This window comes from Sphingobacterium sp. NPDC055346, assembly GCF_053645235.1.
In genome coordinates this window covers 313880-326686 of sequence record NZ_JBSHMI010000004.1, presented here as the reverse complement: position 1 = coordinate 326686, position 12807 = coordinate 313880, and the positions used below count along the sequence as shown (strand labels likewise).

General features: G+C 38.1%; 12 protein-coding genes. 8 read left to right on the top strand and 4 right to left on the bottom strand.

The genetic code is table 11. The features are described 5' to 3' along the window. The first annotated feature begins 15 nt into the window (after positions 1 to 15). The 6 genes from ACWICE_RS10450 (at position 16) to ACWICE_RS10425 (ending at position 6382) form a co-directional block, all read left to right on the top strand. On the top strand, positions 16 to 183 hold the full coding sequence (locus tag ACWICE_RS10450) for a hypothetical protein (protein ID WP_454298326.1): 168 nt from the start codon (positions 16 to 18) through the stop codon (positions 181 to 183). A 190-nt stretch (positions 184 to 373) separates the two neighbouring features. After that, positions 374 to 1843, top strand: a complete 1470-nt coding sequence (locus tag ACWICE_RS10445) for a glycoside hydrolase family 76 protein (RefSeq protein ID WP_454298325.1) — start codon at positions 374 to 376, stop codon at positions 1841 to 1843. A 100-nt stretch (positions 1844 to 1943) separates the two neighbouring features. Then, positions 1944 to 2582: a peptide-methionine (S)-S-oxide reductase MsrA gene (msrA, locus tag ACWICE_RS10440; protein WP_254527590.1), complete on the top strand. Its 639-nt coding sequence runs from the start codon at positions 1944 to 1946 to the stop codon at positions 2580 to 2582. Positions 2583 to 2851: 269 nt separating this feature from the next. Beyond that, the gene (locus tag ACWICE_RS10435; protein WP_185212545.1) at positions 2852 to 3589 is read left to right on the top strand and encodes a sterol desaturase family protein; all 738 of its coding nucleotides are present in this window, start codon (positions 2852 to 2854) and stop codon (positions 3587 to 3589) included. Beyond that, complete coding sequence (locus ACWICE_RS10430; RefSeq protein WP_185216761.1) at positions 3590 to 5476, top strand: beta-ketoacyl-ACP synthase III; 1887 nt, start codon at positions 3590 to 3592, stop codon at positions 5474 to 5476. It begins immediately after the preceding gene. 9 nt (positions 5477 to 5485) lie between these two features. Further along, a complete protein-coding gene (locus ACWICE_RS10425) occupies positions 5486 to 6382 on the top strand; it encodes a DUF6999 family protein (RefSeq protein WP_454298324.1) in 897 nt (298 codons plus the stop codon). Between the two features lie 73 nt (positions 6383 to 6455). Here the strand turns inward: ACWICE_RS10425 and ACWICE_RS10420 are convergent, their stop codons facing one another. Beyond that, on the bottom strand, positions 6456 to 8087 hold the full coding sequence (locus ACWICE_RS10420; RefSeq protein WP_454298395.1) for an ABC-F family ATP-binding cassette domain-containing protein: 1632 nt from the start codon (positions 8085 to 8087) through the stop codon (positions 6456 to 6458). 135 nt (positions 8088 to 8222) lie between these two features. Between ACWICE_RS10420 and ACWICE_RS10415 the strand changes: the two genes are divergently transcribed. After that, positions 8223 to 9857, top strand: coding sequence for a 2,6-beta-D-fructofuranosidase (locus ACWICE_RS10415; protein ID WP_454298323.1), 1635 nt, complete (start codon positions 8223 to 8225; stop codon positions 9855 to 9857). 693 nt (positions 9858 to 10550) lie between these two features. Next, positions 10551 to 11570 (top strand): OmpA family protein, encoded by a 1020-nt coding sequence (locus ACWICE_RS10410; protein ID WP_454298322.1) that lies wholly within the window; start codon positions 10551 to 10553, stop codon positions 11568 to 11570. A gap of 3 nt (positions 11571 to 11573) precedes the next feature. On the opposite strand, the gene ACWICE_RS10405 is transcribed toward ACWICE_RS10410, so the two are convergent. From ACWICE_RS10405 to ACWICE_RS10395, 3 genes are all read right to left on the bottom strand, one after another. Next, positions 11574 to 11717, bottom strand: a complete 144-nt coding sequence (locus tag ACWICE_RS10405; protein WP_313259726.1) for a hypothetical protein — start codon at positions 11715 to 11717, stop codon at positions 11574 to 11576. A 74-nt stretch (positions 11718 to 11791) separates the two neighbouring features. Then, positions 11792 to 12319, bottom strand: coding sequence for a hypothetical protein (locus tag ACWICE_RS10400; RefSeq protein ID WP_185212539.1), 528 nt, complete (start codon positions 12317 to 12319; stop codon positions 11792 to 11794). A gap of 267 nt (positions 12320 to 12586) precedes the next feature. Beyond that, the gene (locus ACWICE_RS10395; RefSeq protein ID WP_313259723.1) at positions 12587 to 12799 is read right to left on the bottom strand and encodes a hypothetical protein; all 213 of its coding nucleotides are present in this window, start codon (positions 12797 to 12799) and stop codon (positions 12587 to 12589) included. Between the last annotated feature and the right edge of the window lie 8 nt (positions 12800 to 12807).

Sequence of the window (12807 nt, the reverse complement as noted above, 5' to 3'; positions counted from 1 at the left end):
CTAATTTTTTGAAAAATGTGGTACTTAATCCTTTACCATTTAATGAACACAGGCAACCCAACTATTCCTATTGAACTGATTGACAATGATGCAATAATAATCCAATCCAACTCGGATTCGGGAGATGATGACCCAGTATATGGAGATCAGGGGCAGGTACGACCTCCACGTCCTAAAAAATAACATAATTAGAATTTGGTTGCCATTTCTGGCAACCAAATTATTCCCTTTTTAATGATACTCCTGTTGTCCAATTGATTCTGAACATATGGTAATTAATTTTTTGTTTAATTTTTATGTATCTTAATCTTCACATGCTGAATGTTCAGCTTGTGATGCTACAATAACTTAAACCCAACATTTCTTAAATCAAATGCTTAAAAGTAACAATCTGCCATTCGCAATAGCTTCGATTACTATTGTAATCAGCTTAATTTTCTTTCCTTATTCCAATTCTTTTTCTCAAAATGCCGTAGGAAGCAATGCCACAAAGGATACTTTTTTTGATCTGCCAGGTGAGAATCTGCAAAGATCTATGGCACTAGTTGATAGCACAATTGCAGTTTATTTTGAACCGAATTCCTTTAAGATGAGTAGATTTTACAATCCTTTCAATAAAGTGAAATCTGAAGAGACTGCCAGTGTGTGGATGTATTCAGCTGGGATAGAAGCGGTGAATGCAATTTTATCGGGTTTAAGTGCAAACAAAGAATATGGCAACCAAAAGCTCTATCAGGCAAATTATGCTAAATATGAAAAGCTACTTTCAAAATTATATGAGAACCTAGATTATTATTTGGGAACCTTTGAATTAGTATCCTATACTCAAACAAAAACTTGGTCCGTTTATGCGGTTGATCGAGTAGGAGAAAAAGGGAAAGCCAATGTGACAGGCATATTAAATGTCTATGATGATCAAATGTGGTTATTACGGGAATTGATCCATTCCTATAAATTGACTGGAAATAAGAGTTATCTGGAAAAGGCTGAATACCTAACGGCCTATGTCCTGGATGGATGGGACTCAACTGTAGATGAAAATGGAAAGGAAATTGGCGGTATACCATGGGGCCCAGGTTATACGACTAAACATGCCTGTAGTAATTCCCCATTGATTAGTTCTTTGGTTTGGCTACATGAAATTTATAAAAACAAAAATGATCAGATTGAACATCGTTCTATTGATGTTAAGGATGGCAAAACCAGACTTTCGAAAATGGAACCTAAGCAGGTTTATTATCTGAATTTTGCAAAAGCTATTTACAAATGGCAAAAGGAAAACTTATTAAACCAAGAGGGTGTATATACTGATATGATGGGTGGCTGTGATCCTGATTGCAAAATCCGTTATGAGGAAATAAACGGTAAAAAATATCGTGCGAATACAAAATTGACCAAGGCAGTCGGGGAATCATACTCCTACAATTCTGGAACTATGCTTTCGGGAGCTGTTGATTTATTCCGGGTTACAAAAGATGAACAATATGACAATGATGCCAAAGAACTAGCCAAGAACAGTTTTTCTTTCTTTGCAAAAGAAGGTAAAGAGATCCCTGATTATTACTCCTTTGGAACAGAGGGCTTCAAGAATTGGTTTAATGGGATATTATTGCGAGGGTTTAAGGATTTGGCCATGAGCAACAGTAATTACGGACAATATATACAACCATTTCAGAAGAATCTAGACTATGGCTATCAACATGCCAATAAAGATGGATTCTTGGCATCCAATCTCTTAAAGGGATGGGATGAAGGAAAGGATACTAATGGCTTGGAGGGAATGTTCATGTTTACCTATGCAGCAGAGTATGCCTTATTAGCAGAGTATTATTACGGACTATAGCTTTATCATCCCTATTATTTATCAACTAAATATCACATTTGAGACCCTAAACTCATTTTTTGTACAAAATCCTTAACTTTATGTTTCAAATCTTAAAGCCATGAAAAAATTAGCAGTAATTGCTTCAACAGTCCTAGTCACTGTAATCATCATGACCATGGGCTTTACGGAAGGAAATCAAAAGGAAGAAAAATCAGAAACTAATAGCACAATGAGTTTAACAGGAAAAGAAAAAGAGATATATTTTGCCGGCGGATGTTTTTGGGGAACCGAACATTTTTTCAAATTGGTAAGAGGGGTAGTGGGTACAGAAGTTGGTTATGCCAATGGAAACAAAACCAATCCTACATACGAAGAAGTTTGCACAGGCAGTACCGGAGCCACTGAAACCGTAAAGGTAATTTACGACCCAGAAGTAATTGATTTAGGACTATTAATCGATCTTTACCTTGAAAGTGTAGATCCAACAACTTTAAATAGACAAGGTAACGACAGAGGAACTCAGTATCGTACAGGAATTTATTATACCGATAAAAACGACGAGCCTCTGATCAAGGATAAACTTCATGCCCTGTCTTTATCCATTCAAAGCCCTGTGGTCGTAGAAAATGAACCTTTGAGAAATTTCTATGATGCCGAAACCTATCACCAAGACTATTTAGATAAGAATCCAGGTGGATATTGCCATATAGGTCCTGAGCTTTTTGAGGTTGCCAAAAAAGCAAATCCTAAAAAGTAAAAGGTAAGAACTTAAGAGTGAGGGAAGCAAATAATATTTTTTGCTTCCCTTTTTTTGTGTTTAACATGAATATAGCTGTTTTCAGGGGGAGTATTTCTTCATTATTTTTCGCTAATTTGAATCATTCGATGAGGAAGAATTACAAATTCTTATTTTATGGAAATTTACATTGACAAATATTTGCCTACATTCTACGTTTTGAATAATAAACAATCAATAATAAGAGTTAATATATAAATTGAATTTCAATAGCTGAAGCCTAATTATTAATGAACGAATTACTGGAAAACACATTCAATTTCGTGCTCTCGAAATGGTACTACACAAGTGTATTTTTCTTCGTGTTTTTTAGTGTCCTTTACTTTGTAGGAACCTTTATTACAGAAACTATTGTACAGTATAAAACGAAGAATGCGAGTTTGAGGCAGATCGTATTTGCTCAAAAACCTGGGCAAAGGGCTAAAGAAATTAAGAACTCCTTGCTTTCCATCCTTGTATTCTCACTACAGGCGATATTTTTTCAATATTTATTCTCCATAGGAGTGTTTAAGGTCAGGTTTGACAATAATTGGAATTGCCTCTGGGAAATTCCGTTGCTCTTTCTTTGGAATGAAATGCACTTTTATGCAGTCCATTGGCTATTGCACAGGCCCTGGTTCTTTAGGAATGTCCATAAGGTCCATCATTGGTCGAAGGAACCTACAGCATATTCTATTTTTAGCTTCCATTGGATCGAATCCTTCCTTTTAGGGACCGTAATTTTCTTTCCATTGTTTTTCCATGATTTTCAGGTCTATTCCATTTTGAGTTTGCCAGTTATGAGTTTGGTCATCAATTTGCTTGGACATTGTAACCATGAGATACCAAGTGATAAACCAAGTACGTCATTTTCAAAATATACTTTTAGGCACAGCATGCACCATAAATGGGGTAGAGGCAATTTTGGTTTTATGCTGGGCATTTTTGATAAGATCTTCAATACTCAAATTTCAGATAATAAACACTAAATGAAAAAAGACAATAGACCAGTTTATATAAATGCCATTGGGATGCATCTTCCCAATTCACCGGTTTCCAATGAGGACATGGAAGATTTCTTAGGCTTGATTGGCGGGAAGCCCTCCAGAGCAAAGGAAAGGATGTTGAAACAGAATGGTATCAAGACAAGATATTATGCCCTTGATAAAAGCCAGAACTCGACGGATTCGGTAGCAGGAATGGCTGATAAAGCCATTAAAAACTGTTTAGCAAAAGCAAATGTCAATAAGGAAGACGTGGAGCTTTTAACTGCTGGTACAACTCAAGGCGATGTGCCTATTCCTGGCTTTGCAAGCATGGTTCATGCAGAATCAAAATTGCCAGTGTGCAATATTGTCTCGCATCAGAGCGTCTGTTCATCAGGCATTATGGCCTTAAAAAGTGCCTATTTGCATATATTGACTGGAGAAAACGAAAATGCCATTTCTTGTGCAGCAGATATGCCCAGTCGTATGTTTAAGGCCTCACGGTTTGCGAATCAACCCGAAATTCAGGAGAAAGGCTTGCCATTGGATACCGATTTTTTGAGATGGATGCTTTCGGATGGCGCAGGGGCCATGTACCTATCTGATAAACCTAATGCCAAAGGATTGAGCCTTGAGGTTGAATGGATAGACGTAAAATCCTATGCCAATAGTTTTGAGGTCTGCATGTACACTGGTGCCAATAAAAAGAAGGATGGCACAATTGATAAATATTGGTTGGATTATCCAAGTTTTTCAGCCGCCGATGCCGATGCCGCAATTAATCTAAAACAAGATATTAAGTTGGTCAACAATACCGTTAACCTCGGTGTTCAACATCTTTTTCAATTGATTGAAACCGGGAAAGTTGATCCTAAAAGAATAGATTGGCTAGTATGTCATTATTCTTCAGAATATTTTAAACAACCTATTGTAGATCTTTTGAAAAAAGGAGGATTAACCATTGATGAAGATAAATGGTTTACCAATTTACATGATAAAGGTAATACGGGTGCAGCCTCCATCTACATTATGTTGGAGGAATTACTATATAGTGGGAAGTTGAAGCCAAATCAGGAAATCCTATGTATGGTTCCCGAGAGCGGCCGTTTCATTACCACCTTTATGAAACTCAAGGTAGTGGGCAATGCTCAGGAAGAGAAAAAACCATTGATCTCAAAAGAAGATGAAATCTTAGCGCCTGAAATCCATATTGATAATAAACCTATACAGGAGAAACTCGTGCGTGACCTTACGCAGATTTGGGTAGATTTTGAACTATCTCTACGTAGCACGCCGATTATTGAAAGGATTTACAATGGAACGATCAGTCTGGAAGATTATAAACTCTTATTGTTAAATTTAAGGCAACAGGTTATCGATGGATCGCAATGGATTGCGCGGGCTGCCTCCAATGTGAGCATGGATTATTTTGATATCCGTTCTTCCTTTATTTCCCATTCACGCGATGAACATAAAGATTATCAGATCCTTGAAAAGAACTATATCAATTGTGGTGGAAATAAGGAAGACCTCTATCAGGGTGAGAAAAATATTGGTTCGGAGGCTTTGAGTGCCTATATGTTCCATAAGGCAAGTCAACCCAATCCTTTCGACCTTCTAGGAGGAATGTTTATTATTGAAGGCTTGGGCAATCGTTTGGCTGGAAAATGGGGCCGTGCTATCCAGCATCAATTGGATCTAAAAGATGATCAGGTTTCTTTCTTTATCTATCATGAAACCTCTGACTCCAATGACAACCATTTTGAGCGATTTGAAAAGGCTCTTAATTCAGAATTATTAACTGAAGAGATGGCAAAAAGAGTAGCCAAAACGGCGAAAGTCGTGGCGAAACTATATCAATTGCAATTGGCAGAAATCGGAAATTATTAATCAGCTTCTATGTTACATACCAGCGAATATTTCGAACATAAAAAGAACAATCCCAGAGACCCAAGTCATTGGCATGCATTGTTCTTGGACAATAGTGTCCCCTTTAATAAAGATGCAAAGGCTGCTTTTTTGTTTGATTCCAATAGAAAGAGCAAGCAATTTATGTTGCCTTTTTTAAGGGTATTTGGACGATTGACCATTATTATCTTACAGATCTTTAAAGCAATTGCTCCCAACCTGATTAATGCCCCTAAGACTCTACATCGCTTCCTTTATTGGGGCATGAAGTATTGGGTTTCTCCTGAAGCCAACTTTTTGATCTTGAGGCATTTTTACCTAGGGTCTGAGGTCTTGCGATTTATCAAAGACAATGTTAAGGGAGCCGAGGATATTCCAATGAATCCCTTAAAGCCATTGTCTTTAGAAGTGGTCAAGGATAACTTGTTCTTGGAACATGATCTTAACCTTTACAATTTCATTATCAATTTAAATACAGCAATTCAGGAAAAGGGATTGAAAATTGAACCAGTTTCCAGTCCAGATTTCTCTGCAGTCTCTGCGGGACCTATTCCCTTTGAGGAATTTCCGAATCGCTGGACCAATATGATGGACCTCTCCTCGGCGATTGAGGTATTCACACCAGTTTATCAATTCTTTTTAACCGATAATGATTTTTGGAGGGCATCTAACTCTTTGCAATTGGATGAGGTCATTGGAGTATATGCAGCTACGATAATGAGCTGCCCTGAAAAGCTCATTGCCTTGAACAATAAACATCCTATGATTCCATTGCCTACTTATGGAGCAGGATTTAGGCTAACCCTACATGGTTTATCTACCGAGGTTCTACATCATCTGATTTCACAACAGAAACTGCATTCCGAAGAGACTCCAGTGGTTGTATAATTGAGGAAAATTAATAAATTGAAAAAGGGTTAACACGATAAATGTTAACCCTTTTTCCATAATATCTGGAGATTTATTTCTCTATCTCTTTCAAGCTATTCATTTTCTTGTATTCCAAGAATCCTTTGATGTCTTCAAAATGCTCACGTACGCGTTTGTTTCCGAATTCAAAAACCTTGGTTGCCAATCCATCCAAGAAATCGCGGTCGTGGGAAACCAAAATCAAGGTGCCATCAAAATCCTGCAGAGCATCTTTGATGATATCTTTTGTTTTCATATCCAAATGGTTGGTAGGCTCATCCAGAATCAATACATTTACGGGCTCCAACAACAATTTTATCATGGCCAATCTGGTTTTTTCACCCCCTGAAAGAACCTTTACTTTCTTCGTCGTATCATCACCGCTAAACATAAATGCTCCTAGAAGATCCTTGATCTTAACCCGTACATCACCAACCGCAATCTGATCGATAGTTTCAAATACGGTTAGATCTTCATCCAATAAAGCAGCCTGGTTTTGGGCAAAATAACCGATTTTCGCATTGTGGCCTACTTTTAAGGTACCTTCAAAGTCGATCTCACCCATGATCGCTTTGATCATCGTAGATTTACCCTCACCATTCTTACCTACAAAAGCTACCTTTTGTCCACGCTCTATGACCATATTTGCCTTTTGGAATACCAAATGGTTACCATAGGTCTTAGTGAGATCTTCAACAATGACAGGATAAGTTCCTGACCTTGGCGAAGGCGGGAATTTCAGGCGCAAAGCTGAATTGTCAACTTCATCGATTTCAATGATCTCCAATTTTTCCAACATCTTAACTCTAGACTGAACCTGTAATGTTTTGGAATAAGTCCCTTTGAAACGGTCAATAAATTCTTGATTATCGGCGATAAAGCGTTGTTGCTCTTCATAAGCCTTCAATTGGTGCAATCTACGTTCCTTGCGAAGTTCCAAGTAATGGCTGTATTTGGCCTTGTAGTCGTAGATTTTACCCATGGTCACCTCAATGGTTCTGTTGGTAATATTATCTACGAATGCGCGGTCATGGGAAATCACGATCACCGCCTTTGCCTGATTGACCAAGAAATCCTCTAACCATTCAATACTCTCGATATCCATATGGTTGGTCGGCTCATCCAACAAGATAAGGTCTGGTTTCTTTAATAGGATTTTCGCTAATTCGATCCGCATACGCCATCCTCCTGAAAATTCAGAAGTTTGACGATTGAAATCTGAACGCTCAAAGCCCAATCCCTTCAATACCTTTTCAACCTCAGCATCGTAATTTGTCTCTTCAATAGAATAGAATTTCTCGCTCAGTTCGGAAACACGTTCGATCAATTTCATGTAATCGTCCGTTTCATAATCGGTACGGATATTCAACTGTTCATTCAGCTCCTCCAGTTCATCACGCATTTTATAGACCTCTTCAAATGCCTTTGAAGTTTCCTCAAATACGGTCATATTATCCTTGGTCAACAAATGCTGCGGTAAATATGCGATTACTGCATCTTTAGGACCAGATACATTTCCTGTTGTTGGTTTCCCAACACCAGCAATAATCTTTAATAAAGTGGATTTACCCGCACCATTCTTACCCATTAAGGCGATTTTGTCATTCTCATTGATTGAGAAGGTCACATCGGAAAAAAGAGTTGTTCCCCCAAAGGAAACGGAGATGTTATTTACATTGATCACGATTCGCTCGAATTTATTTTGAGCTGCAAAGATAGAGGAAAAATTCATTCTTTCGACCGAGTTCCTAATTTTAGGATTTCAATTGAAGGCCTTTTGTTAAAAATTCTTATCTTACTCTTACCTAATCCATTCGCTATGAAAAAACTAACCCTGCTTATCCTGTCGGTCTTGCTGAGTGCTGGCCTTACTGCCGCTGAAATCACCTTAAAGATCAATAAGAAATACCTCAATTTTCCGATATCCAATACGCAGGATAGGAGGAAAATGGAATTTAAACCTGATGGACATGATACTTGGTCAGTAGTTGTTAGGCTAGCCCCTGAGCATGCAGATTATTGGGTGTTTTACGATGTGTCCCATTTAAAGGGAAAAAATCTAAAAATCACCTTTGATGGGGATGAGAAGGCCTTAAAGCTGATCTATCAAGCTGATGAGATCAAGGGTCAGGAAAGTCTATATCAAGAGCAGAATCGCCCTCAATTCCATTTCTCTACCAAAAGGGGATGGATCAATGATCCTAATGGTTTAGTCTACTATGATGGAGAATACCATTTGTTTTACCAGCACAACCCTATGGAAAGGGAGTGGGGAAACATGCATTGGGGCCATGCTGTCAGTAAAGATTTGCTTCATTGGGAGGAGTTGCTTACAGCCTTATATCCAGATAAATTGGGGACCATGTTTTCTGGTTCTGCAATCATCGACTATAATAATACCGCTGGTTACAATAAGGGGGAGAAGCCAGCCATGATTGCCTTTTACACAGCAGCTAGTGCCGACAGACAGGTTCAGTGCATGGCTTACAGTCTTGACAATGGAAGAACCTGGACCAAATATGATAAGAACCCATTGATTGATTCCAAGGAGAAGTGGAACAGTCAGGATACTAGGGATCCCAAAGTCTTCTACCATGATCCTTTAAAACATTGGGTGATGGTTCTCAACGAGCGAGATGGTCATTCCATTTACATTTCAAGTAATTTGAAGGACTGGACCTATCAAAGTCATGTCTCCGGTTTTTGGGAGTGCCCAGAATTATTTGAACTTGCGGTTGACGGCGACCAGAATAATAAAAAATGGGTTATGTACGGAGCTACTGGTACTTATATGATCGGTTCATTTGATGGCAAGAAATTTACGCCTGAGGCTGGCAAGTACTTTTATAATGCCGGACATCTCTATGCTGCGCAGACTTATAGCAATATTCCTGAAAAAGATGGCAGAAGGATTCAGATCGGCTGGGGGAGGATCCCTCAAGGTGATATGCCCTTTAATGGGATGATGATGCTTCCTACGGAATTGACCTTAAGAAATACCAAAGATGGACCGCGACTATTCAGTGTCCCAATTAAGGAAGCCGAGAAACTCTTTAACAAGGTGGATTCCTGGACGAATTTAACGGCAGCGAAAGCTAACGAGTTATTGCATAAATACAGTGATAAGGACAAATTGCGCATAAAAACAAAGATCAAACTTTCCCATGCCACTGATGCTGGATTCAATCTATATGCCCAAAGGATAATCAGTTACGATATGAATTCCAACATGCTGAATGGCATGTTCTATTCACCTCAGGATCCGACGAGCATGGAACTATCAGCTGATATCTATATCGACAGAACATCCATCGAAGTCTTTTTCGACAACGGAATCTATTCCTGCTACCTAGACCGCAAACCCGATAAGAACAATACGGAAGGCTACCATTTCTGGGGAAACAATATTGAAATATTAGAACTTGAAGTCTACGATGTAAAAGGAATTTGGTAAAGAAACTGATGACCGGCTCTTGAATTTTCAAATTTAGAACTCTATGGGCAAGGTCAATAAGTTAAGGTTTTTTGTGTGATACTGAGGAACGAAACATCTCGGAACATTGCAAACCTAATTTTTGGAATGATAGCATTGCTGTACAGGTACTCAAACTTCTTTCCCCCTTGCTGTCGTCCTGACGAAGGAAGGATCTGGGAATAATACTGACCTTATCGATTGATTTATATATTACGGTTTGCATTGGCGTGCAGGTCCTCAATCTTCGAATGAAAATGACAAAGTCATGAGGGGAAGAACCGTACAGTTTCCTCACTATACGTTCAGAATCACAATGCGCTAAATAGGGATTCAGAGTAAAACGAAGAATCTATTTCTTATTTTTTTTAAGATTTTTGTCATCTTGAGCAAAGCGAAAGAACTATTTTCTATCTTCAAAAATATTCATTGAAAAATATTTCACCCACGCTTTGGATTGACCATTCTAAACAACCAAGTTCTACAAAGATTCCACCCCCTTTGGGGGTTTGCAAATCTATCAATGCGCAAATTATCTTGGCCCATCCTCTCATCCTTTTCATCCTGGTTCGACCCAACAAACCTTCCCCTCGATCACACTCCCTCAAAAACTCATTATTTTCGTGACAATTAACACCTATTATTCCTATATTTAATTACACTAATTAATGAAAAATGAACAAAAAAACCATTTTATTAGGTATACTGCCGGCATTCCTGACCGTGATGTCCTGTAATAATTCGGCTAATAAAGATGCTGAGGCCAATCAAGATAGTATTACTTCTTCCACTGTTGATACAACGGTAAGTACTTCCACCGTTCCAGCCTCAACTTCCTTCAACCCGGAATCTTTAGCAGAAGCGACCGCAGATATGGGGCAATTTCCATATTATTCCATCCCAGAATGGGTGGATGCAAAAAGCAGCTATGGTTTCGATAGGGAATCGGATTTTGGAAAAATTGAGTTCTATACAGGAAATTCATTTTACCCACTGGAGGGAAAGGTCAAGGTGAAGGGATATGCCATGAATGGAACTTGGGATGAATATAAATTTGTTCAATCCTTTGCCAAACATTTCGAAAGCCTTGGCGCTAAAAAGTTGTTTGAAGGACAAATTCCGCAGGACCAAATTGATGCCTTGAATAAAGCTAAGAACAAGGATAGCTATTATTTCGATTTTGCAACCTCCAATATGGAGAATCTTGTAACCTATGGCCTGAAGAAAGATGGTAAACTGGTCCTTTTTGCTATTGCTAGCAATTCTGCCTATGCTGCAATTTATACGGGAGAAAGTGATGCTTTCAAACAGACTGTAGGCATCATTAAAGCAGATAAAATTGAAAAGGATTTGAACGAAAAAGGAAAATCTGTTCTACACATTAATTTTGATACGGATAAAGCCACATTGAAAGCTGATGGCAAAGATGTTGTTTCGGAAATTGGCAAGGTCCTGAAGTCCAATGCGAGCTTGAAATTAGATATCAATGGATATACAGATAACGTAGGCAATGCAGACCATAATCTAAAACTATCTAAAGATCGAGCTAATACGGTTCTTTCTACTTTAGTTCAGGATGGAATCGATAAATCAAGGCTTACCGCAAATGGTTTTGGAGCCAATGATTTTATCGCTGACAACAATACCGATGTTGGAAAAGAGCAAAATAGGAGAGTCGAATTGGTAAAAAAATAAACTTTATTTATTCATTTTATCAATAATAGAAACGATCAACATAATCAACCCTCCAACTATATAAATGGACATAGGGACCACAAAGAACCACTTAAATGCCCAGTATTGATATTTGGACATCTTATTGAACATTTTTGGACGTTTCATATATAAAGAACAATCCTAAAAGAAAAAGGGTCCGCATAATTTTATGTAGACCCTTTTTGCTTCTAACTGTTATTTTATTTTAAAACGAATTTAAATCCTAGCGAGAACCTAGAGGCTTCAAAATGTGAACCATGAGATAGGTTCCACCATGGTTTCCAATCTACGTGCATCGCTAATGGTGTTGAAGGAATTCTGAATTCCATACCTAAAGCTGGACGGATTGCAAAATCCGTATGGGTGTCCCCATCCCAGTGTTTGTCATCATCATCATACCAATCATCGTCCCATTTTCCATGGTCGATAAATGATAATTGAGGACCTACACCTACATACCACGTTAACCCTCTAGTACCAGAGATACGTTGGTTGTATGAATAATCAACACCTACCACGGTAATGTGGTCTCCAAATAATACTTGTGCATTTCCTGCGTCACGACCACTGAAGCTATGTTTGATCTGTGGTCCAAATAATGATTCTCCATCACCCACATCTACTCCAAGACCAATGGCAGTACGGTAAGGTGTCTGTGCGTTTGCCTGCTCATTGGCAGCAAACATTAAAATAAAAAGGGTTAGAATAGGTAAAAATACTTTCTTCATGATAATAAATAATTGTTTCAAATTTCAAACCTTCGATATGAAAGTTTCCGCTGTTATAACAAATAGTTTGCCAAAAGGCACCTTTATCCCCCTTTAAAACACTATATGACAGATTTAGAACAAAATAAAAACCTCAGGCAAATCTTTCCTGAGGTTTCAAGTTTTTAAAGATTTATTGAATTATAATAATTTGCTGTGTAAATCGCCAAGGTTATCAACTTCATCATCTTCTTCCTCATGATATGGCTTATTATTATCATTTAAAGTTTAACCTTCGCCTATGGGTTCATTATCATCTTTCAATGGATCTTCTTTTGGATCATATTCCTGTGAGCCCTGATCGGAATCCGGATCATAGAAAGGATTTTGGTATTCAGGTTCATTATTTTTTTCGTTTTTATTGTCTTCTGGATCCTGAATTAAGCTAATCGCAATAATTGGTCCTTGACTATTCATTGCATAATTGACTTTTGAGTTCATAATCTTAT